The 21,422-nt window shown below is 49.4% G+C and carries 21 protein-coding genes and 1 tRNA gene; 19 read left to right on the top strand and 3 right to left on the bottom strand.

From position 1 onward, the window contains the following. Nucleotides 1-79 precede the first annotated feature (79 nt). The 4 genes from F3H97_RS07790 to F3H97_RS07775 all read left to right on the top strand — a co-directional run bounded on the left by F3H97_RS07790 (nt 80) and on the right by F3H97_RS07775 (nt 2,210). Nucleotides 80-316, top strand: coding sequence for a hypothetical protein (locus F3H97_RS07790; protein ID WP_012726920.1), 237 nt, complete (start codon nt 80-82; stop codon nt 314-316). Between the two features lie 93 nt (nt 317-409). Further along, nucleotides 410-925, top strand: a complete 516-nt coding sequence (locus F3H97_RS07785) for a DUF2179 domain-containing protein (protein ID WP_012726919.1) — start codon at nt 410-412, stop codon at nt 923-925. 89 nt (nt 926-1,014) lie between these two features. Further along, a complete protein-coding gene (locus tag F3H97_RS07780) occupies nt 1,015-1,458 on the top strand; it encodes a hypothetical protein (protein ID WP_370568558.1) in 444 nt (147 codons plus the stop codon). Nucleotides 1,459-1,514: 56 nt separating this feature from the next. Then, complete coding sequence (locus tag F3H97_RS07775) at nt 1,515-2,210, top strand: MerR family transcriptional regulator (protein ID WP_196430992.1); 696 nt, start codon at nt 1,515-1,517, stop codon at nt 2,208-2,210. A 31-nt stretch (nt 2,211-2,241) separates the two neighbouring features. On the opposite strand, the gene F3H97_RS07770 is transcribed toward F3H97_RS07775, so the two are convergent. The 3 genes from F3H97_RS07770 to F3H97_RS07760 all read right to left on the bottom strand — a co-directional run bounded on the left by F3H97_RS07770 (nt 2,242) and on the right by F3H97_RS07760 (nt 5,963). Next, complete coding sequence (locus F3H97_RS07770; protein ID WP_196430991.1) at nt 2,242-5,007, bottom strand: putative bifunctional diguanylate cyclase/phosphodiesterase; 2,766 nt, start codon at nt 5,005-5,007, stop codon at nt 2,242-2,244. 156 nt (nt 5,008-5,163) lie between these two features. After that, entirely contained in the window at nt 5,164-5,739 is a 576-nt protein-coding gene (gene clpP, locus F3H97_RS07765; protein ID WP_012726916.1) for an ATP-dependent Clp endopeptidase proteolytic subunit ClpP, read from the bottom strand. A 151-nt stretch (nt 5,740-5,890) separates the two neighbouring features. Next, nucleotides 5,891-5,963 (bottom strand) — tRNA-Arg (locus F3H97_RS07760). A 118-nt stretch (nt 5,964-6,081) separates the two neighbouring features. On the opposite strand from F3H97_RS07760, the gene F3H97_RS07755 reads away from it, so the two are divergent. The 15 genes from F3H97_RS07755 to F3H97_RS07685 all read left to right on the top strand — a co-directional run bounded on the left by F3H97_RS07755 (nt 6,082) and on the right by F3H97_RS07685 (nt 21,410). Then, nucleotides 6,082-7,227, top strand: a complete 1,146-nt coding sequence (locus tag F3H97_RS07755; RefSeq protein WP_196430990.1) for an RNA polymerase factor sigma-54 — start codon at nt 6,082-6,084, stop codon at nt 7,225-7,227. Between the two features lie 5 nt (nt 7,228-7,232). Continuing rightward, complete coding sequence (locus F3H97_RS07750; protein WP_230872831.1) at nt 7,233-7,490, top strand: glutaredoxin family protein; 258 nt, start codon at nt 7,233-7,235, stop codon at nt 7,488-7,490. A gap of 109 nt (nt 7,491-7,599) precedes the next feature. Then, the gene (locus F3H97_RS07745; RefSeq protein ID WP_230872830.1) at nt 7,600-8,628 is read left to right on the top strand and encodes a sugar-binding transcriptional regulator; all 1,029 of its coding nucleotides are present in this window, start codon (nt 7,600-7,602) and stop codon (nt 8,626-8,628) included. 59 nt (nt 8,629-8,687) lie between these two features. Continuing rightward, nucleotides 8,688-9,695, top strand: a complete 1,008-nt coding sequence (gap, locus tag F3H97_RS07740; protein WP_012726912.1) for a type I glyceraldehyde-3-phosphate dehydrogenase — start codon at nt 8,688-8,690, stop codon at nt 9,693-9,695. Between the two features lie 97 nt (nt 9,696-9,792). Beyond that, nucleotides 9,793-10,977, top strand: coding sequence for a phosphoglycerate kinase (locus F3H97_RS07735; RefSeq protein ID WP_074036297.1), 1,185 nt, complete (start codon nt 9,793-9,795; stop codon nt 10,975-10,977). Between the two features lie 18 nt (nt 10,978-10,995). Beyond that, nucleotides 10,996-11,748 (top strand): triose-phosphate isomerase, encoded by a 753-nt coding sequence (gene tpiA / locus F3H97_RS07730; protein WP_078147302.1) that lies wholly within the window; start codon nt 10,996-10,998, stop codon nt 11,746-11,748. Further along, nucleotides 11,749-13,287: a 2,3-bisphosphoglycerate-independent phosphoglycerate mutase gene (gpmI, locus tag F3H97_RS07725; protein WP_012726909.1), complete on the top strand. Its 1,539-nt coding sequence runs from the start codon at nt 11,749-11,751 to the stop codon at nt 13,285-13,287. Nucleotides 13,288-13,323: 36 nt separating this feature from the next. Continuing rightward, complete coding sequence (eno, locus tag F3H97_RS07720; RefSeq protein WP_012726908.1) at nt 13,324-14,616, top strand: phosphopyruvate hydratase; 1,293 nt, start codon at nt 13,324-13,326, stop codon at nt 14,614-14,616. Nucleotides 14,617-14,855: 239 nt separating this feature from the next. Beyond that, nucleotides 14,856-15,653 carry a phosphotransferase enzyme family protein gene (locus tag F3H97_RS07715; RefSeq protein WP_196430989.1) on the top strand — a complete coding sequence of 266 codons (798 nt, stop codon included), beginning with the start codon at nt 14,856-14,858 and terminating at the stop codon, nt 15,651-15,653. Between the two features lie 232 nt (nt 15,654-15,885). Next, nucleotides 15,886-16,767 carry a UTP--glucose-1-phosphate uridylyltransferase GalU gene (gene galU / locus F3H97_RS07710; protein ID WP_196430988.1) on the top strand — a complete coding sequence of 294 codons (882 nt, stop codon included), beginning with the start codon at nt 15,886-15,888 and terminating at the stop codon, nt 16,765-16,767. A 21-nt stretch (nt 16,768-16,788) separates the two neighbouring features. After that, nucleotides 16,789-17,997, top strand: coding sequence for a glycosyltransferase family 4 protein (locus tag F3H97_RS07705; RefSeq protein WP_035387888.1), 1,209 nt, complete (start codon nt 16,789-16,791; stop codon nt 17,995-17,997). Then, nucleotides 17,994-19,334, top strand: coding sequence for a glycosyltransferase (locus F3H97_RS07700; protein ID WP_074036308.1), 1,341 nt, complete (start codon nt 17,994-17,996; stop codon nt 19,332-19,334). Before F3H97_RS07705 ends, F3H97_RS07700 begins: the two co-directional genes overlap by 4 nt. A 47-nt stretch (nt 19,335-19,381) precedes the next feature. Next, complete coding sequence (locus tag F3H97_RS07695; RefSeq protein ID WP_012726903.1) at nt 19,382-20,269, top strand: YitT family protein; 888 nt, start codon at nt 19,382-19,384, stop codon at nt 20,267-20,269. A 73-nt stretch (nt 20,270-20,342) separates the two neighbouring features. Further along, nucleotides 20,343-20,567: a preprotein translocase subunit SecG gene (secG, locus tag F3H97_RS07690; protein ID WP_012726902.1), complete on the top strand. Its 225-nt coding sequence runs from the start codon at nt 20,343-20,345 to the stop codon at nt 20,565-20,567. Between the two features lie 102 nt (nt 20,568-20,669). Beyond that, nucleotides 20,670-21,410 carry an alpha/beta hydrolase gene (locus F3H97_RS07685; RefSeq protein WP_047795090.1) on the top strand — a complete coding sequence of 247 codons (741 nt, stop codon included), beginning with the start codon at nt 20,670-20,672 and terminating at the stop codon, nt 21,408-21,410. Nucleotides 21,411-21,422: the final 12 nt, after the last annotated feature.

The following is a 21,422-nucleotide window of genomic DNA, read 5'->3' as shown; positions in this document are numbered from 1 at the left end:
GCGCCAAAACCATTCTTCCTATATAATAAGCAATTGTGTATAGGTTTTATGAAAAGCGAGTAAAAGGAGCTTCATCATTATGTCGAATGAAAAGAAAAGATTATCGCTCACGATTGACGCTAAGCTCGACCAGGTCATCACAGAGCGTGCTAAAGAAATCGGAATTCCGAAAAGTGCACTCGTCACGTTCGCTACAAGCCTCTTCTTGAACCAGCTTCGTGCGGAAGAGTTGTTGAACGGGGACAAGAACGCAATCTACGAAGTCATTCGTAAAGACTACGAGTTGCTCACGAGCGTAAAGAATCTAGATAACTAAGTGAAAGGTTGACTCCGGTCAGCCTTTTTTAGTTGCATCTCTTTCAGAAATTTGGAATAGTGGTGATAATGAATTGGAACGGAGGTCGATCAAATGGGTCAAATCTTACTCATCCTACTGCTACAACTAATCTACGTTCCGGTGTTAACGCTCCGGACGATCATGCTCGTGAAAGGGAAGACCGTCATCGCCGGTCTATTCGGAACGTTAGAAACGCTCATCTATATTTTTGCGCTCGGCATCGTGTTCCAGGATCTGACAACGGTCGGTATGATCGTGTATGCGGTCGGCTTCGGGCTCGGAATCTTACTTGGCGGTTTCGTCGAACGAAAACTCGCCATCGGTTACAACATGATTCAAGTCCATACGAAAGAATATCCAGCGGAACTCATCCAACAGATGCGTGACAACGGATATGGAGTTACGCATTATCAAGGGCAAGGACGTGACGGGGTCCGTTACCGTCTTGACGTATTGGCGGCCCGTACCCGGATGAAAGAACTGCGTGAACTCGTCGAGAAGCATGAACCGAAAGCGTTCCTCGTCGCATTTGACCCAATCGACTTCAAAGGCGGTTATATGATGAAAGGACTGCGTCGCCCGAAATGACGCACAAGACTCACGAAAGTGGGTCTTTTTTTGTTAGAGTAGGGATTTTATCTCGTGACAGGGAACTAGTGAAGAAAGGAGATGAGACCGTGAAACGAAATCGGCGTGTGTGGATGATCTTACTGTTTGTGCTTGTCGGGGCGGGAATCGTTTATTTCGCCATGACCTTATTTAGGGATGGAGAGGACAGTGTCAAGCCGCCACTTCCAACGATTCGGGTTGGTTCGGTATCGGCAGAAGTGGAACAATCGACGTACTGTTGGGAGACCGGCAATCAAGCGACATGCGCCGATTACGGACTACCGGAAGCGGACGATCTTCAACTGATCACTGTCAAACCGGGAGACCGGATCGATGTCGTCTATCATGCAGAACCGATGACATCGAGTTTCAATCGAATCGAGGATGGAGAACTCGTCCCTTCCGAACTCGTCGTTCCGGATGAGCCGGGCATCTATCTCTATGAAGTCGGCGGAGAGTGGTCGCAAGGAGATAGCCGATACGTCTTCGGTGTCCGGGTCCCTGAAAACTAATGGTTGACCTGCCTCTAAGGGGCAACTGTACAGTGAAAGTAGGAGGTGGGGAAACCGTGATTCCAATCGGAAGAGTCGCCCATGTGACCGGATTGTCGGTCAAGGCGATCAAATTTTATGAAGCGCGCGGATTGGTCCGCCCGACGCGGACCGAGAATCAGTATCGAATGTACGGGATGGAAGAGATTCGACGGTTAAGTGAAATCAAACGATTACGTCAAATTGGACTCCGTCTAGAACAAATTCAATCGGGTCTACCGGTTGATACATTACTAGAAACACGATTGGATGAAGTCCAGGCAGAAATCGAACGACTTCATCGAATCGAGAGGCAGATTCGATTGATGCAATCAGGAGGGAACGACATGAAGATTCGATATGAGATGTTGAATGAAGCCATTTCCGTCTATGGATATGGTGGTACGTTCGAGGAGATCCCGAACATGTGGGCCAAGCTTCAACCAGAATTGACGACAGACGAGTCGTACGGGGTCTGTCTCCCGCAGGAGAACGGTTATGTCGCGGGGATGACGAAGCCGGTGTCGGGAGAAAGTGCGCGAAGTGTCGAACTGACGAAAGGGAACTATATCGTCGCGACGGTGGAGGGAGGCATCCCGATGATTCCGTCTACGTATGAGCAGCTAGTAAACGTTCCAGATGTGACGCTACGAGACGCGGTCGACTTCGAGCGTTATATTCACGGGCAAGGTGGAGCGGACGACATCATTGAGATTTGGATGCCCATCGAATAGAAAAAAGAACGCATCCATCGATGCGTTCTTTTTAAAGGAAATGATGAAGATGTAACGTATTTTTAGCTTGCTCCGGAGTGAGATGGAAGGCGTGCTCAGTAGCGCCCTCTAGTAAACTCTGTTCAATTGGCTCTAATTCATATGTGTAAATCCCGTCCTCGAAGTCGGGAGTTCCGATGATGTTGACAGGAATCGGTTGGTCCTGCGATTTCATCAGAATGGAGAACTGTAAAAAATCGTTCGGCGGTAAAAACAAGGTCGTATATAATTTGAACGACTTACGATCTTCCATTGACACTAGAGCAGGTGCTCGACCCAAATCGGACGTGAACGATTGGATGCGAGAAAAAATCATTTGAACGGGAATCAACATCGTGTGACCTTCGAGTGAACTCACTTCTGTCGGAGGTAAATACGTTTGATCAAGGAGACGAATCATCTGCTCGCTCTCGACCGGTGGACTGAAGAGATAACCTTGAATCGTTTGGACGCCATGGTCCCGCAGCCAGTTCAAATCACGGAAACATTCGACACCTTCTACGACGATATCCATACCAAATTCTTTTGCGATATACATCAAGCTACGGACGATGGCTTGTGACTTCACATTTTGATGAATGCCGTGTGCGAAAATTCGGTCGACCTTCATGATTTGGACATTATAATCCTGTACGTACGCGAGTGAAGAATAACCGGTACCGAAGTCGTCAAATGACACGGTGATACCGAATGCATTCAATGTCTCAAACACGGACTTCATTCGATCTCGGTTCTCCAATAGCGTTGATTCTGGAATTTCAATTTCTAAATAATGAGGTAGGATGTTGTGTCTCGTATAGGATTGTTGAATTTGTTGCATGTAGTTATCTAGATAGAAATAGGAAGCCGGAATGTTTATCGAAATCGGGATGCATGTCGGAAGCTGATTCATAAATCGACAGACTTCCTCGATTAAAAAGTCCGTCAATTCCACAATCTGTTGGTTGTGCTCAATCAACGGAATAAATTCAGCAGGTGAGATGGGTCCCCAAGTTGGATGTGTCCAGCGCATCAGTGCCTCAGCGCCAACAATTTCACCGGTCCACGCATGGACTTTCGGTTGATAGACAACAAACAGCTCCCTATTTTTGATGGCGGTGCGTAAATCATTGATCAACGTATAGCGACGCAAGGATGGCAAATCGACGCTCGATGAATAGAACGCCAGATTGGAATGTCCCTGTGTGTAAGCGTGATTTGTCACCTGAACGGTATGGGCAATCAGTTCGTTCGCCGTCATCCCGTCATGTGGGGAGCGACAGACACCGACGGAAACGTGTGGGAAGATTTCATACTCACTGATGCTGTAAGCGCGTTCGGACAAGGTGGTCAACTTTTCACCGAAACGCCGGACTCTCTCATCGGTCCAATAACTAGGAATCACGATGCAATATAAATCTTCATGAATGACAGCTAATAAGGCATCCTCAGGAACGTAAGGTTGGAGCGTGCCAATCGTTACGGCATTCCATTCATCCGCTAATTCAAAGCCTAGTGTTTGTTTGACCTCCGCATAGTGATTGAAGGAAATTCCAATCATCGTGACGGATTGCGCCTCTTCTAGTAGTTCTTCGATATGTGTCTTTAACGTATCTCGATTGGCAATTCCCGTAATCGGGTCAACTGTCCGTAATGTGGTGATTTCTTGCTCCTGTTCTTGCAGTCGCGTAATATTTTTCAAATAGGAGCGGTAACCGGTTACATTTTTATTCTGATCCCAGATAGGTTCACGCTTTTCTTCCACCCACTTCAATTCATCCTTTACATAAACACGATATATGTAAGTAGCGGATTCTCCTTGTAACGTCTCATGACGTGATGAGGTGAGTAGTTCCAAATCTTCTGGATGAAGAAACTGCTTCCAAAATTCGAGCGTGATATCAGAAGGCTCAATCTCAAATCCAATCATACGGAATAGGCCAGGAGAAATGTGTTGGAACGTATCGCTCTGAAAATCAAACTCCATCATCCCGGCTTCGATAAACTGATTGAATTTCTCAATCTTCTCATTGTCACTTTGGTAGACCGATTGATCCATCACCGCGCATGTAAGTAGTTTTCGATCCATAGATAAATGGCTACGTACGACATAAGGGTGGTATTGCGATTCTTCTAAATGAAAGATTCGAACAACAGACTCCCGCATCTCAATCTCAGGGTCGATCATCAACTCACCAAGAATCTTTAAATACACATTTAAATCATCTGGATGGAGTAACTGTTTGAAGAGTAGCGGTGTATGTGTATCCGATGAAATAGTGCTAAGTCCGAACATATCTTTCAATGATCCAAATGTCTCGAAATAGTGAGTCTCTAAATTGAACTCAAAGAGGGCGAGACCGTGAATGTCGCCGAAGACTTGACGATAAGCATCAAAGCGCATGCGTTCTTGTGCGAGCTCATCTTCATATGTTCGCTCCATCACCGAGAACACCAAGGTAATCTCAGGGTGAACAGAAACAGGGACGGGCATCAATTGAAATAGACGATTCGACGGTTGAAGACGAACTTGAATCCCATCGTGTAACGAAGTCATGGATTCCGCAAAAGGGTCCAATTCGTTTAACAGTATTTCAACAAATTCTTCGATGGATTCTGAAAGCAACTTTTCGAACGAAGGGTTGACGAACCAAATTTCGTCATCTTTAGTAAGAGCACATATGGCTTCAGGTGAATGCATCCAATATTCCAGTAATGAAGCATGATTATTCGAATCATCAAACGGAATAATTGAACTGAAATGTAATAATTTTTTCAAAATAAACCTCCCGATTTGGTCTACATTATCTATATATTCCTATTTATTATAGGTCTCTTGTTCAGAAAATAGGGTCAATATCTTTTTAACTTGCAGGTTTCAGAAGTCAATAAAAAAAGACACACATCCAATTAGGATTGTGTGTCTTTCGGAAAATTAACGTGTCATGACTTTGTCGATGAGACCGTAGTCTTTCGCTTGGTCAGCTGCCATGAAGTAGTCACGCTCTGTATCGCGCTCGATGACTTCAAGTGGCTGTCCAGTGTTTTCTGCCATGATTTGGTTCAACTTCTCGCGCATCTTGATGATGCGTTCTGCGTGAATCTTGATGTCTGACGCTTGGCCTTGTGTGCCGCCGAGCGGTTGGTGAATCATGATTTCTGCGTTCGGTAATGCGAAGCGTTTTCCTTTTTCACCGGCTTGGAGCAAGAAGGCACCCATCGATGCAGCCATTCCGATACAAATCGTCGACACGTTCGGCTTGATGAAGTTCATCGTGTCATAGATCGCCATACCCGCTGTGATCGAACCACCTGGGCTGTTGATGTAGAGTGAGATGTCCTTTTCTGGGTCCTCAGCCGCAAGGAAGAGGAGCTGTGCGACGATTGAGTTCGCGACGTTGTCGTCAATCGCACTTCCGAGAAGGATGATGCGGTCTTTAAGCAAGCGTGAGTAGATGTCATACGCGCGCTCCCCACGGCCTGTCTGTTCGATAACTGTTGGAATTAACATTGAATCTGCCTCCTTTATGTAGGTTGTAATTTCATCATACCTGTATAGTCAATGATGGTCAAACGATAGTCATCGTTTTTCACCTATTCCACGATTTTCTTATCGTGAAACGAAAAAGAGGCCAGGCAATCTGCCTGACCTCTACATCTGATACACCCGGAGAGATTCGAACTCCCGACACCTGGCACCGGAAACCAGTGCTCTATCCCCTGAGCTACGGGTGCATATCTGTGACACGAATTTATTATACATTTGTTTTATTGAAAAAGCAATCCTGTTCACATAGCTTTTTTGAGCGCGACGGAAGCGGGTTCGATACAATAGAAAAGAGGGGGGAGAACGATGCAACGGCAGGAGCAAAAACAAATCCAGCAACAACAGATGACGCAAGACCTCGTGCAGCGGTTATCGGTCCTTGAGGCGGACCGTCTTGCGCTCGCATTCCGGCTTGCGCGTCTTGCACGACATAACACGAACATTCAAATCGGGAGCGGGAGCATCGATTGGATTGCAGATGCGGCGAGCTCGTTTGAGGAGAAGCTGTTCACACAGATTCATGAGGGTAGCGGCAGTGAGGATGAGAAAGCGTTGCGACGACAACTCGTCCTCTTGCTCGACCATCGGGGATTATTGCCGGATGCGAACGAGGTGTTGGCGACACGACTCGGTGTCGACGTCACTCGAATCGAACAGGCGAGGCAGGCGCTTTTATTTCTTGAACCGACGGGGATCGGGGCGAGAACAGAACGGGAGTGTCAATATCGACATGCGATCGAACATGAGGACCCTCGCATCGTCGATGTATTCGAAGCGATTGAGAGTGGGGTGAGTCCTCAACAGATGACGACTGCTCTTGCTATTTCAGAGGAGGAATTGGCAAGACTGGAACGAATCGTCGCGACACTTCCGAAACGTCCTCTATTATATGAAGAAACGGGTCACGTTTTTCCGGAAGTCGAGGTACGCTATGAAGAGGGGACACTCGTCACGACGTGGCTCAGTCCCGAACTCGACGAGACGCGTGTCGGGAATGACCGTGAGGCGAAATGGTGGATGACGTCCCTTTCGATGCGGAACGAAACGCTGCGTGAGATTTGGTCAATCATTGAAGCACGTCAGACCGAGTGGCTCAAAGGGGAACTTGTCCTTAATCCGTTGACCCGACGGACGGTCGCACAGTTCATCGGAAAACATGAATCGACGGTCGGACGAGCCATCCAAGGGAAGTTCGCCAAGACCGAGAGTGGCATCATGGAATGGCGACACTTTTTTGTTCGGTCTACAAGTCGCGGGGATTCGCCATTTATGATTAAACGGGCACTCGCAGAACTGATTCAACGAGAAAAGGCACCACAAAGTGATCAGGCGCTTGCGAATGAATTGATTCGATACGGTTATCAAGTGACCCGGCGGACGGTGACGAACTATCGGGAAGAGCTTGGATTCGGTAATTCGCGCGAGCGCGAGCGACAGGTATGGAAGGGATGACGAAAATGAAACTTACTTTATATAAACGTGATAATTGCTCACTATGTGACGAGGCGGTCGTCATGCTCGAATGGTTACAGGAAGATTATCCGATCGAACTCGAACAGATCGACATCACCGGGGATGAGGTGCTCGAGGCAAAGTACCTCTTTGAAATCCCTGTTCTCATACATGAAGGTGTGGTCATCAGTCAAGGGCGATATGATGACAACAAAGTTGAAGATTTTGTTAAGTATACGCTTACATCGAAAAAAAACGTTTGAAGGGGTTGCCAGACGGAAAAGTGATTGATAAGATGAACTCGTAGCGGTGGGACGCAAATAAAAAAGTGGGACAAAAGTTGTCCACACTGAAAGTCGAGGGGGTATGAGCATGATCCAGCAACTGATTCACGTTCAGAAGCAAATTGTCCCTGACCTGCTCGATACGCTCCGACATCGTTACGATATCTTACATTATGTCCGCTTGATGCAGCCGATTGGCCGCAGGACACTCGCAACGAGCTTGGGACTGACCGAACGGGTACTCAGACGAGAAGTCGACTTTTTGAAAGATCAAGGTCTTCTTTACGTCGCTACTCAAGGAATTTCCCTCAGTGAGACGGGACGAAACGTCTTACGAGACTTGCACGAGATCATGGGAGAACTTCTCGGGATCTCAGAAGTGGCAAGAGAGCTCGAAGAGAAATTAGGGATTCGCCAAGTCGTCATCGTACCGGGTGACTCGGATGAGACATTCTGGGTCCAACGCGATATCGGACGGGCGGCGGTCACGCAACTAAAAGCGCGGCTCGCACCGGATGATAATGTGATTGCGGTAACGGGAGGAACGACGATGGCATCGGTCGCGGCGATGATGTCGCCCGATAAAAAAGAACGCCCGATGCATTTCGTGCCCGCACGCGGAGGTCTCGGTGAAACGCTTGAACTTCAGGCGAACACCGTCTGTTCACGCATGGCGGACCGGGCCCACGCAGACTATCATCTTCTACATATTCCGGATGAAGTATCACAAGAAACGTTCGACCGGATGGTGGAGGAACCTAGCATCAAAAATGTGTTGGAAATGATTAGAGCGGCGCGAATTGTGGTACATGGAATTGGTGAGGCAGAAACGATGGCAAAGCGCCGTCACGCATCACCGGAGCATTTGCGGATGATTGAACGGCATGACGCCGTCGCCGAGGCATTCGGATATTATTTCAATGCTGAAGGTGAAATCGTCCATCGCGTCAAGACGGTTGGAATCCAACTCGAAGAGCTGGATGACATGGATGCCGTCATCGCGGTTGCCGGAGGAAAATCGAAGGCACAGGCGATCGCCGCTTATGCGAAACACACGTCGAACATCATCCTCGTCACAGACGAAGGTGCGGCGAAAGAATTATTAACTTGTTATTAAAGAGTTGACCCCCCGTTGGCTCTTCAATAAATAGCTTCTACCCTAAGGAGGAAATTAACATGGCAGTAAAAGTTGGTATTAACGGATTTGGACGTATCGGTCGTTTGGCATTCCGCGAGATCATCAAAAACGAAGGAATCGAAGTTGTTGCAATCAACGACTTGACAGACACGAAGATGCTTGCGCACCTTCTCAAGTATGACACGACTCAAGGTCGTTTCGACGGAGAAGTTGAAGTACACGACGATCACTTCCTCGTAAACGGAGAGAAAGTTATCACGCTTGCTAACCGTAACCCTGAAGAACTTCCATGGGGAGACCTCGGTGTAGACATCGTTCTCGAATGTACTGGATTCTTCACTTCAAAAGAAAAAGCTGAGCTTCACTTGAAAGCTGGCGCGAAGAAAGTTGTTATCTCGGCTCCTGCTACAGGTGACATGAAGACTGTTGTTTACAACACAAACCACGACATCCTCGATGGTACTGAAACAGTTATCTCAGGTGCTTCTTGTACAACAAACTGCTTGGCGCCAATGGCTAAAGTACTTCAAGACCAGTTCGGAATCGTTGAAGGTCTCATGACGACAATCCACGCTTACACTGGCGACCAAAACACGCTTGACGCTCCACACCCGAAAGGTGACTTCCGTCGTGCGCGTGCAGCTGCAGCGAACATCGTTCCTAACACAACAGGTGCTGCGAAAGCAATCGGTCTCGTAATCCCTGAACTTCAAGGAAAACTTGACGGTGCTGCACAACGTGTACCAGTTGCTACAGGTTCACTCACTGAGCTCGTAACTGTACTCGACAAGCAAGTATCTGTTGACGAAGTAAACGCAGCAATGAAAGCAGCAGCGAACGAGTCATTCGGTTACACTGAAGACGAAATCGTTTCTTCTGACATCGTTGGAATCACATACGGTTCACTCTTCGACGCGACTCAAACGAAAGTCATGACAGTTGGCGACAAGCAACTCGTTAAAACAGTTTCTTGGTACGACAACGAAATGTCTTACACTGCACAATTGGTTCGCACAGTTAAGCACTTCGCTAACATCGCGAAGTAATTTCGTGAACTAAATAGAATCAAATAGGAGCGGAAACAAGAGATTGTTCTCCGCTCTATTTATGAAATGACACGCACGACATATGGAGGCGAAAGTTATGAACAAACAGTCTATTCGTGACATCGATGTAAAAGGGAAACGCGTCTTTTGCCGCGTTGACTTCAACGTTCCACTCAAAGATGGCGTCATCCAAGACGAAACTCGGATCCAAGCCGCACTTCCAACGATCAAGCACTTGCTTGACGGTGGTGCGAAACTCGTCCTTGCGAGCCACCTCGGCCGTCCAAAAGGCGAGAAGAACCCTGAGTTCTCACTTGCTCCAGTAGCGAAGCGTCTCGCTGAGCTCCTCGGAAAAGATGTACCGCTCGTCGAAGAAGCATACGGTCCGGTCGCAGAAGAAGCGGTCGCTAACCTCTCTGAAGGCGATGTCGTCGTTTTAGAGAACGTTCGTTTCTACCCAGGTGAAACGAAAAACGACCCTGAACTTGCAAAAGGATTCGCAGCACTTGCTGACGTATACGTCAACGACGCGTTCGGCGCGGCTCACCGTGCACACGCTTCAACTGAAGGGATTGCGCACCACGTGGACACAGCCGTTGCTGGTCTCTTGATGGAAAAAGAACTTGAAGTTCTCGGTAAAGCTCTTTCAAACCCAGACCGTCCGTTCACGGCGATTATCGGCGGGTCGAAAGTAGCGGATAAGATTGGGGTCATCGACCACCTTCTTGACATCGTTGACACACTCATCATCGGTGGCGGACTCTCGTACACGTTCTCGAAAGCACTCGGGCACGAAGTCGGAACGTCACTCCTTGAAGAGGATAAGCTTGACCTCGCTCGTCAATTCATGAAGAAAGCAGAAGACAAAGGCGTGAAATTCTTGATGCCTGTCGACTGCGTCATCACAAAAGAATTCGGCGAAGAAACGTATGTCGGCCCAGTCGATATCGACTCGATCCCAGCGGATCACATGGGTCTCGATATCGGACCGAAGACAGTCGAACTTTACGCGGACGCGATTCGCGAATCGAAACTTGTCGTATGGAACGGACCGATGGGCGTATTCGAACTCGATAAATACGCAAACGGAACGAAAGGTGTCGCTCAAGCGCTTGCGGACAGCGATGCATACTCAATCATCGGTGGTGGCGACTCAGCAGCTGCGGCAGCCAAGTTTGGTCTTGCTGACAAGATGAGTCACATCTCAACTGGTGGCGGCGCGTCACTCGAATTCATGGAAGGCAAAAAACTTCCAGGTGTCGAGGCGTTGAACGACAAGTAATTTAGAGGAGGGTTATCGATGCGTAAACCGATTATTGCAGGTAACTGGAAAATGAACAAAACACTCTCGGAAGCTGTTGCTTTCGTTGAGGAAGTGAAAAACAACATCCCATCTACTGACAAAGTAGATGCAGCGATTGGTGCTCCAGCACTTTTCCTCGCACCGATGGTAGAAGCAGCTAAAGGGTCAAACTTGAAGCTCGGTGCACAAAACATGTACGACAAAGATAGCGGTGCTTACACTGGCGAAATCAGCCCAGTGATGGTCGCTGACCTCGGCGTGACTTACGTCATCCTCGGTCACTCAGAACGTCGCGAGTACTTCGGTGAGTCGGATGCGTTCATCAACAGCAAAACGAAAAAAGCGTTCGAACACGGTCTTACGCCAATCGTTTGTGTCGGTGAAACACTCGAGGAGCGCGAAGGCGACAAGTTCGAAGAAGTCATCAAAACACAAGTCGAAGGCGGCCTCGCTGACCTTTCTGCTGACCAAGTCAAACAACTCGTCATCGCGTATGAGCCAGTTTGGGCAATCGGTACAGGGAAATCAGCGGACGAAGCAGACGCGCAAAGCTCTTGTAAATATGTTCGCGACGTGGTGAAAGGTCTTTACGGTGAAGACGTAGCGGCTGCAGTACGCATCCAATACGGTGGATCTGTAAAACCAGAGAACATCAAAGAGTATATGGCACAGGAAGATATCGACGGCGCACTCGTCGGCGGTGCTTCACTTGAAGCCGCTTCGTTCCTCAAATTGTTGGAGGCGATTTAAATGGCTAGACCAGTCGCACTCATCATTTTAGATGGTTTCGGGATGCGTGACGAATCGTTCGGAAACGCAGTCATGGCTGCGAACAAACCGAACTTCGATCGCTACTGGGAGCAGTATCCACATACGCTCTTAAACGCAAAAGGCGAGTACGTCGGTCTTCCGGAAGGACAGATGGGGAACTCAGAAGTCGGTCACTTGAACATCGGTGCCGGCCGAGTTGTCTATCAGTCACTCTCACGCGTGAACAACGCAATCAAAGACCGTTCGTTATTCGACCGTCAGGCGATGAACCATTTGGCAGGTCATGTGAAGAAACATGATTCGAGCCTCCATATCATGGGTCTCGTATCAGATGGCGGGATTCACTCGCACATCAATCACATGTTTGCCATCGTTGAGTTCGCAAAACTCCACGGCATCGAAAAAGTGTACATTCACGCGTTCACGGACGGCCGTGACTGTGATCCGAAATCAGGAGCTGGTTTCCTCAAAGAAACAGAAGAAAAGCTTGCTGAACTCGGTGTCGGTCAAGTCGCTAGCGTGTCTGGTCGCTACTATGCCATGGACCGCGACAACCGTTGGGAGCGCGTCGAGAAAGTATACGACGTCCTCGTAAACGGTAAAGGCGAAGTTGGCACGGACCCAGTCGAAGTTCTCAAGAAGTCTTACGAGAACGATTTGACGGATGAGTTTGTGTTACCAACTGTCATCGAAAAAGATGGCAAGCCGGTCGCGACAATCCAGGACAACGATGCCATCATGTTCTTCAACTTCCGTCCGGACCGGGCGATCCAACTCGCAAAAGTGTTCAAAGAGAAAGTCGGCTTCAAAGGCTTCGAACTCTCAAGCAAACATCCAGAGAACATCTTGCTCGTCTCGATGACGAAGTTCTCGGATGAGGTCGACACGGATATCGTCTTCCCACCGGAAGATTTGAAAAACACACTCGGGGAAACGCTCTCTGCACAAGGGTACAAACAACTCCGTGCTGCAGAAACAGAGAAATACCCACACGTCACGTTCTTCTTGAACGGACAAAAAGAACAACCATTCGAAGGTGAGGATCGTCTCCTCGTCCCTTCACCGAAAGTCGCGACGTACGACTTGCAACCAGAAATGAGCGCATATGAGCTCACAGACGGTTTGCTCGAGCGTATCGAGTCAGATGAGTATGATGCATACATCATCAACTTCGCAAACCCGGATATGGTTGGTCACTCAGGGAAGCTTGAGCCGACGAAGAAAGCAATCGAAGCGGTCGACGAATGCCTCGGTAAAGTAGTGGACGCATTACTTGCTAAAGGTGGCGCGGCCATCATCACAGCGGACCACGGGAACGCGGACATCGTCACGAACCCGGATGGCTCACCGATGACGGCGCACACGACGGAACCTGTTCCATGTATCGTCACAAAAGAGGGAGTCGAACTGAAACCAGTTCTCGACGGCGCACTTTGCGACCTCGCCCCAACGCTACTTCACCTTCTCGGTGGAGAGCAACCAGCTGAAATGACTGGTTCGTCAATCGTTACAAAATAATACAACTATTTTTCAAACGAAAAGGAGCGATTTTTCATGTCAATGATTACAGAAATTTACGCACGCGAGATTTTAGATTCACGCGGTAACCCATCAGTAGAAGTAGAAGTCTTCACAGAAGACGGCGGTTTCGGCCGTGCCCTCGTCCCATCAGGCGCATCAACAGGTGAGCACGAAGCAGTTGAGCTTCGCGATGGCGACAAGTCACGTTACCTTGGTAAAGGTGTCTTGAAAGCAGTTGCGAACGTGAACGACACAATCGCACCAGAACTTATCGGCTACGATGTATTCGACCAAAACGCAATCGATGCGAAAATGATCGAACTCGATGGTACGCCAAACAAAGCGAAACTTGGTGCTAACGCAATCCTCGGTGTGTCAATGGCAGCAGCTCACGCAGCAGCAGATGAGCTCGGTCTCCCACTTTACACATACCTCGGCGGATTCAACGCGAAGACACTTCCAACACCAATGATGAACATCATCAACGGTGGTTCGCACGCGGACAACAACGTGGACTTCCAAGAGTTCATGATCATGCCTGTCGGCGCGCCAACATTCCGTGAAGCGCTCCGCATGGGTGCTGAAGTATTCCACGCCCTCAAATCAGTTCTTTCTGGTATGGGTCTTAACACAGCTGTCGGTGACGAAGGTGGTTTCGCACCAAACTTGAAGTCTAACGAAGAAGCGATCACAGTTATCCTTGAAGCGATCGAAAAAGCTGGTTACAAACCAGGTGAAGACGTCTACCTCGCAATGGACGTTGCATCTTCTGAGTTCTACGACAAATCAACTGGTAAATACGAACTCGCTGGCGAAGGCAAGTCACTCACAACTGCTGAGCTTGTAGACTTCTACGCTGAGCTCGTTGACAAGTACCCAATCCTCTCAATCGAAGATGGTTGTGACGAAAACGACTGGGATGGCCACAAGCTTCTCACAGACAAAATCGGACACAAAGTTCAACTCGTTGGGGATGACCTCTTCGTAACGAACACATCTAAACTTGCTGAAGGTATCGAAAAAGGAATCGCAAACTCGATCCTCATCAAAGTTAACCAAATCGGTACGCTCACAGAAACATTCGACGCGATCGAAATGGCTAAAAAAGCTGGTTACACAGCAGTCGTCTCACACCGTTCTGGTGAAACAGAAGACGCGACAATCGCAGACATCGCTGTTGCGACAAACGCTGGACAAATCAAAACTGGTTCACTTTCACGTACAGACCGTATCGCGAAATACAACCAACTTCTCCGCATCGAAGACATGCTCGGCGATGTAGCGAAATACGACGGTATCAAGTCGTTCTACAACCTCAAAAAATAATTGATTGTTTCAGGCTCGCCAATCGGCGGGCCTGTTTTTTTTGATTTGTGATTTGAATGATCTTCAATTGAGGGTGGGATGACTGGATCAATCGTCTATCCGTCATGCGGCACCGATGCTTTCCTGCAAGCGTCACGGTACCGCTTCGACGGACGCGAACGCTCTGTGTCGAACTTCTTAGTCATTGAGACCTCGTGTTGTATACTGAACCTGACTGACAAAAAGTAGGGGGAGATTGGATGGACCAATCGAATGAACAAGAAAAAAGGTTGAGTGGCGGGAACGTATCCATCGTTCATCGAAAAGGGAACTACGTCTATCGTTCGCAAAAAGTGGGGAGTGAACGCATCCATTGCTATTTAAAGCATTTGGAGGCGAAGCAACTGTCTGGCGTGCCACGCTTTGTCGGGATCGATGAAACAAGAAGAGAGGTGCTCACTTATATCGAGGGGGAGACGGCAGACTATCCTCTCAAATCCTATATGTGGGCTGATGAGGCGATTCAAGACGTCGCGCGATTAATGAGACGACTGCATGATGCGTCAATCGATTTTGAATGGACATCCGAATGGGAGCCAATCGATCACACACCACAACCGTTCGAGGTCATCTGTCATAACGACTTCGCTGTCTACAATACAATTTTCCATGAAGGAAAAGTGGCAGGAATCATCGACTTCGACTTGGCTGCACCGGGACCGCGTGCTTGGGATATCGTCTATGCCCTTTATACGTTCGTTCGGCTCAGTCGTCGCCATCAAGCTGAAACAGGGGAAGTCATCTATTATGATGCCGATCGAGACGATGCGATCTATAAAGAGCGTGTATCGTTGTTTCTCGAAGCCTACGGTTGGGATCAAGCGGAGGTCGACTTGTTCGATATGTTACAACGACGGATTGAAGCGCTCTGTCTCTTGATGAAACGAAAAGCTGCGGAAGGAGACGTCGCCTTCCAAAAGATGATTGACGAAGGGCATTACAATCATTACCAAGAGGAACTTCGATTTATTCGAACGCATGGACAGAAGTGGTTCTGAAACAATCTGAAGCGGGAATATAGAAAATGAAGCATGAATGGGGAGGCGATTTTCGTGATGATGCTCGGATTTCTTTTCTTGGTATTGCTCGTTGGATTCGGCATTTGGTACTATCTCAAATCGCACCGGAATGATGATTGGTCATGACAACATTGTCATGACCTCTCTTTTGTGTCAGTTTGCACAAAATTTGGGTATACTCTCTACATAACGAGTAAAGGAGCCCATGCTTATGACACGAGTACGTAAAGCCATCATCCCAGCCGCCGGTCTCGGCACCCGCTTCCTTCCTGCCACGAAAGCCATGCCAAAAGAAATGTTGCCGATTGTCAACAAGCCGACGATCCAGTTCATCGTCGAGGAAGCCGTCGCTTCAGGCATCGAGGACATCATCATCGTCACGGGGAAGAACAAACGGGCGATTGAAGACCATTTCGACCGTGCGCTCGAACTGGAACAGAACCTCGAATCGAAAGGGAAGACGCGCTTGCTCGAATCGGTGCGACATTCCTCGAACTTGGCGAACATTCACTACATACGTCAACAGGAGCCTAAAGGTCTCGGTCATGCGATTTGGTGCGCCCGGAAGTTTATCGGAGATGAGCCATTCGCTGTCTTGCTCGGGGACGATATCATCGAATCCGATGTGCCGGCGACGAAGCAGTTGATCGACCAATATGAGGCCCACGATCGTTCGATCATCGGGGTGCAGCGTGTCCCGTATGAAATGACGAACCGATATGGTATAATTGACCCGCTTGCCGTCGAAGGGAAGCTCATCCCGGTGCGGACGTTCGTGGAGAAACCGCCCATCGATGAGGCCCCGTCGAACTTCGCCATCCTCGGTCGCTATATCTTGAAACCGGACGTCTTTGAGGCGTTGTCGGGACAAGAGGCGGGAGCCGGGGGCGAGATTCAATTGACGGATGCGATCGCACGCTTGAATGAGGCGCAGACGGTCTTCGCCTACGAATTTGACGGTCGACGTTACGACGTCGGAGAGCCGATCGGGTTCGTCGAGACGACGATTTGCCACGCGCTCAGCGATCCTGATTTAAAAGATGACGTCCATGTCCTATTGAAACGGCTCGTGGACGAACTTGATCAACAGTAAGGTGTGTTATTTTTGAAAACAATGCTTATGGTGTGTCAAAACTATTATCCGGAGATTGGCAGTGCCGGCAACCGGATGCAAAACATTACGCATTTGATGAAACAGCGCGGGTATGAAGTCGAGGTCATCACGGCCGCTCCTTCATACCCGAGCTTTGATATGTACCAGGACGACCGCTTCTGGAACGACCGGGAGTTAAACGACCAACCGTTCATCAAGCGACTCATTACGAAGAAACGGAAACATACGTCCAACATGGTCAGTCGTCTCTTCCTATTCCTCGAACAGATGGTCAAAGGAATCCGGGAAGTCCGTAAGCTCGAATTGAAGCCAGACGTCGTCTTTGCGACGACCCCTTCTTTTTTTATGGCGTTTGTCGGTGCTTATGCGAAACGAAAGTATCGTGTCCCGTTCATCTTGGACGTCCGTGACCTTTGGCCAGAATCGGTGAAAGGTGTCGGCGTCTTCAAGTACGATTGGGTGCTCACGCCGGCTTTTTGGATGGAGAAACGACTGTATCGTGTCGCCGATGAAGTCATCATCAACTCGGAAGGGTTCCGCAGCTATCTTCGCCAGCGCGGTGTGCCGAACGAGAAGATTCACTACATGCCGAACTCGATCCGGGAAGCGGAGCGAACGCTCGAGCGGACGATCCCACCGGACGACCGGATGGAGATCTTATACGCCGGGAACATGGGTCTTGCCCAAGATGTGTCGTTGTTACTCGAACTCGCCGAGCGATTCCGAGATGAGCCACGGATCCACTTCAAATTGATCGGCTACGGCTATCGGAAAGAAGAGTTGAAACAGACGATCAAAGACCGTGGTTTCCAAAACTTCTTGTTCCTCGAGGCGATGCCACGGACAGAGGCGTTCCAGGCGATTAAAAATGCGGACGTCGCATTCGTCAGTCTGATCGAACAAGAAGTGTTCGATACGGTCATCCCTGGGAAACTCATCGACTATATGGCGGTCGGCAAACCGATTGTCGCAGCAGTGTCAGGCCATGCGGCGAATGTCATTGAAGCGGCGGAAGTCGGCTACGTGTCACGGAAACGTGACATCGATGAGATCGAGCGGATTCTACGGAAGCTCCTCGACCGACCGGATTTACGGGAGGCACTCGGGGCGAACGGGATTCGTTACGTCAAAGAGAATTTATGTTGGGAAGAGAATATCGACGTGTTAGATCAAGTCGTACAACAGTTAGTGATGGAGGAAACACGATGAAGTCAGTATGTATGTTTGTATGGAACCATTTTACGAATGATGCGCGCGTCCTTCGTGAGTGCTCGGCACTCGCCGAGGCAGGCTATGAAGTCGATTTGATCGCGCTTCAAGATCCGAAAAATAAAGAGCTTCCAAAAGAAGAGATGCGTCCGGAAGGCTTCCGCGTCATCCGCGTGAAGCGTCAACCTTCGATTCTCGTCAACGCGCTCAAGTTCGCGAAGAAGACGTATCAATGGGTGAGCGAGAAACGGACCCGCCAAATTGGTGCCGGACTCGTCGGTGCCGGGTTGTTCTTACTCGCGCCGTTCACGATGCTCGCGCTCGGAGCGGCCATCGGGACGGTCTTGTTGCCGCAAGTGCGTAAGCAAATCGTCAACGCGAGTGCGATGCTCGAGATGGTGTTCGCTTCGACGAAAAAATCGTATGACTTTTACCATGCGAACGATTTGAACACGCTCCCGCAGGCACTCCTCGCTGGAAAAGTGTTCAACAAAGGTCGGATCGTCTACGACTCGCACGAGGTACAGACGGACCGTACGGGTTACGGCTATATTCAAAGTAACCTCGAGGGCTGGCTCTTGCCGTTCGTCGATACGATGATGGTCGAGAACCATACGCGTGCGGCACACAACGAAGAGTTGTACGGATTCTATCCGTACGTGCTCCACAACTATCCGTTCTACCGTCCGCTCGACTTCTCGCTCCGTAAGGACTTGCATGCACTCCTCGATTTGCCGAAAGACGAGAAGATCCTCTTGTATCAAGGGGGCATTCAAGCGGGACGCGGTCTCGAACAGCTCGTGCTCGCGGCGAAAGACTTCAAAGAAGGGACGCTCGTCATGATCGGGGACGGGAAGCTCAAACCGACGATCCAACAGTTGATCGAGACGGAAGGGGTCGGCAATCGCGTCAAGATGATTGACAAAGTACCGGTCGAAGCGTTACCTTACTATACGATGAATGCCTATTTAGGCTTCCAAGTATTGAACAACGTCTGCTTCAACCACTACTCGGCCTCGTCGAATAAATTGTTTGAGTATTTGATGGCCGAAGTACCGGTCGTCTCATGTGACTTCCCTGAAATCGAACGGGTCGTTGCGGGGAACGATGTCGGGGTGCTCGTCGATTCGCACGATCCACAATCGATCGCGGACGGCGTCAACCGGATGATTGAAGACCAAGCACTCTATGCGCGTGTCAAAGAGAACACGAAGACCGCGCGTGAGAAATATAACTGGGATTTGGAAAAAGAGGCACTCTTGAACGTCTACGCGAACGCCGCGGAGCGCAAGTTGCCGATTATGAAAGACGGTGCGCCAAAGCCAGTACAATCTTAAGACTGCGGCTTTTGCCGCGGTCTTTTTTCTATGGAGGGAGGACATTTATGAAACGTCAACAACAACATCTATTGCGCCAACAAGTATGGCGCAAGCTACAAACCATCTCGGTGAAGGACATCGCCTGGATTATCGCAGGCTCCTTCATTCTCTCGTTCGGGGTCAACTACTTCACCGTACCGAACGACTTCTCGGAAGGTGGTCTGCTCGGGGTCACGATTATCCTGTACTACGTATTCGGCTGGGACCTCGGGCTCACGTCGATCATCGGGAACGGGATTCTCTTTATCGTCGGCTATAAGCTGCTCGACCGTCGGACAATGGTCTATTCGGTCATCGCCGTCATCGCGACGTCATTCTTCCTCAGTCTGACACATGACTGGGGCAGCCCTGCCGAGGACAAACTGCTTGCGGCCGTCTATGCCGGAATCATGATCGGGGTCGGGATCGGCATGGTGCTCCGTGTCGGCGGGACGACCGGCGGGGGCGTCATCATCGCCCGTCTCATGGAGCGCTATCTCCACTTGAGTGTCGCCGTCTCGATGTTCATCATCGATGCGATCGTCGTCGCGACATCTGGCTTCTTTTTAGGGGAACAAGTCGTTCTCTATACGCTCATCGCGATCATCATCGGTTCATGGGTCATCGACCTCGTCGCGGAAGGTCTCAACATCCGCAAGGCCGTCACGATCATCAGCGATAAGCAAGAAGAGCTCGCTGTCGTCTTGACGGAGACGCTCGGACGCTCGGCGACGATCATCCATGGACATGGCTACTACACGAAGCAGGATAAGAACATGTTGTATATGATCGTCGACAAACGTCAGATCGCGCCACTCAAAAAAATCGTCCAAGTGACGGACGACCGTGCCTTCGTCGTCATCCACCAGGTGAAGGAAGTCATCGGGGAAGGGTTCAGCTACCCGTCCCGATAATTTGAATGCTGGTGTTTTATTGATAACTTCTATATAATAAAAGGCGTGTAAATAGAAGGAGGAACTGACTACTATGCAAACGATCGCTACAATCAGCCTACTTGTCGTGGCTGTCTTATTGATTGTCGTCGTACTGCTCATGTCAGGTCGGTCGCAAGGTCTTGGAGCGATTGCAGGTGGCGCGGAGCAGTTGTTCGGACGCCAGAAAGCACGCGGCTTCGATGCTGTTTTGAACCGAACTGCAGCTGTACTAGGCACTTTGTTTTTCATTTTAGGATTACTAGTCGCATCATTATGATGATAAGGCTGATCGTTCTCGATTTTCACGTGAGGCGGTCAGCTTTTGTTTTTTCGATTTATTTTTTGGGAATAATGTAGATACGAGGAGATGACAGATAAAATGAAAGTGACAGCACCAAAACCGTTCTTCTTCGAGGGCGGAAAACGTGCCGTGTTGATGTTACATGGCTTCACTGGATCGAGCGCGGATGTCCGCATGCTCGGTCGCTTCCTTCAAAAAGAAGGATACACATGTATGGGACCGATCTATCGTGGTCATGCCGTCCCACCGGAAGAATTACTCCAATATGGACCGAAAGACTGGTGGGAAGACGTCTTGGACGCTTACCAGACGCTCGTCGACAAAGGTCATGAGGAGATTGTCGTCTGCGGACTCTCGTTAGGTGGCGTGATGTCGCTCCGTCTCGCCGAGGAGAAAGACGTCAAGGCGGTCATCCCGATGTGCGCACCGACGGGAATCGATGCCGAGGACCGCTTGTATAAAGGAGTCCAGGCATATGCCCGAGAATATAAGGGTAGAGAAGAAAAGTCGCCGGAACAGATCGAGCAGGAGATGGCAGCGTTCAAACCGATGCCAACATTGAAAGACCTCCGTGCCTTCGTCCGCGACACGGCGTCGAAGCTTGAGGACATCTTCGTCCCGACACTCGTCGTCCAAGGCGCCAAAGACAACATGATCGACCCGGAATCGGCGAATCAAATTTACGAGGCGGTCAACACGTTCCAAAAAGAGTTGCTCATCTATGAGAACTCGGGACACGTGATCACACTCGACAAAGAAAAAGAGAAACTGCACCAGGACGTGCTCGATTTTCTCGAAACGTTAGACTGGTCAGTCTAAGAAGGAGGTGTC

It is taken from the genome of Exiguobacterium sp. SRB7LM (assembly GCF_015712685.1).
GTDB classification, from domain to species: Bacteria; Bacillota; Bacilli; order Exiguobacteriales; family Exiguobacteriaceae; genus Exiguobacterium; species Exiguobacterium profundum.
This window is presented reverse-complemented; position numbering and strand designations above follow the sequence as displayed.

What these genes read in the sequence shown, in the direction of transcription:
- F3H97_RS07745 (WP_230872830.1), top strand. Translation starts at nt 7,600, where the DNA reads ATGATCCAGCAACTGATTCACGTTCAGAAGCAAATTGTCCCTGACCTG.
- gpmI (WP_012726909.1), top strand. Translation starts at nt 11,749, where the DNA reads ATGGCTAGACCAGTCGCACTCATCATTTTAGATGGTTTCGGGATGCGT.
- F3H97_RS07685 (WP_047795090.1), top strand. Translation starts at nt 20,670, where the DNA reads ATGAAAGTGACAGCACCAAAACCGTTCTTCTTCGAGGGCGGAAAACGT.
- tpiA (WP_078147302.1), top strand. Translation starts at nt 10,996, where the DNA reads ATGCGTAAACCGATTATTGCAGGTAACTGGAAAATGAACAAAACACTC.
- F3H97_RS07785 (WP_012726919.1), top strand. Translation starts at nt 410, where the DNA reads ATGGGTCAAATCTTACTCATCCTACTGCTACAACTAATCTACGTTCCG.
- eno (WP_012726908.1), top strand. Translation starts at nt 13,324, where the DNA reads ATGTCAATGATTACAGAAATTTACGCACGCGAGATTTTAGATTCACGC.
- F3H97_RS07695 (WP_012726903.1), top strand. Translation starts at nt 19,382, where the DNA reads ATGAAACGTCAACAACAACATCTATTGCGCCAACAAGTATGGCGCAAG.
- clpP (WP_012726916.1), bottom strand. Translation starts at nt 5,739, where the DNA reads ATGTTAATTCCAACAGTTATCGAACAGACAGGCCGTGGGGAGCGCGCG.
- F3H97_RS07750 (WP_230872831.1), top strand. Translation starts at nt 7,233, where the DNA reads ATGAAACTTACTTTATATAAACGTGATAATTGCTCACTATGTGACGAG.
- F3H97_RS07755 (WP_196430990.1), top strand. Translation starts at nt 6,082, where the DNA reads ATGCAACGGCAGGAGCAAAAACAAATCCAGCAACAACAGATGACGCAA.
- F3H97_RS07715 (WP_196430989.1), top strand. Translation starts at nt 14,856, where the DNA reads ATGGACCAATCGAATGAACAAGAAAAAAGGTTGAGTGGCGGGAACGTA.
- secG (WP_012726902.1), top strand. Translation starts at nt 20,343, where the DNA reads ATGCAAACGATCGCTACAATCAGCCTACTTGTCGTGGCTGTCTTATTG.
- F3H97_RS07790 (WP_012726920.1), top strand. Translation starts at nt 80, where the DNA reads ATGTCGAATGAAAAGAAAAGATTATCGCTCACGATTGACGCTAAGCTC.
- F3H97_RS07705 (WP_035387888.1), top strand. Translation starts at nt 16,789, where the DNA reads ATGCTTATGGTGTGTCAAAACTATTATCCGGAGATTGGCAGTGCCGGC.
- galU (WP_196430988.1), top strand. Translation starts at nt 15,886, where the DNA reads ATGACACGAGTACGTAAAGCCATCATCCCAGCCGCCGGTCTCGGCACC.
- F3H97_RS07700 (WP_074036308.1), top strand. Translation starts at nt 17,994, where the DNA reads ATGAAGTCAGTATGTATGTTTGTATGGAACCATTTTACGAATGATGCG.
- F3H97_RS07735 (WP_074036297.1), top strand. Translation starts at nt 9,793, where the DNA reads ATGAACAAACAGTCTATTCGTGACATCGATGTAAAAGGGAAACGCGTC.
- gap (WP_012726912.1), top strand. Translation starts at nt 8,688, where the DNA reads ATGGCAGTAAAAGTTGGTATTAACGGATTTGGACGTATCGGTCGTTTG.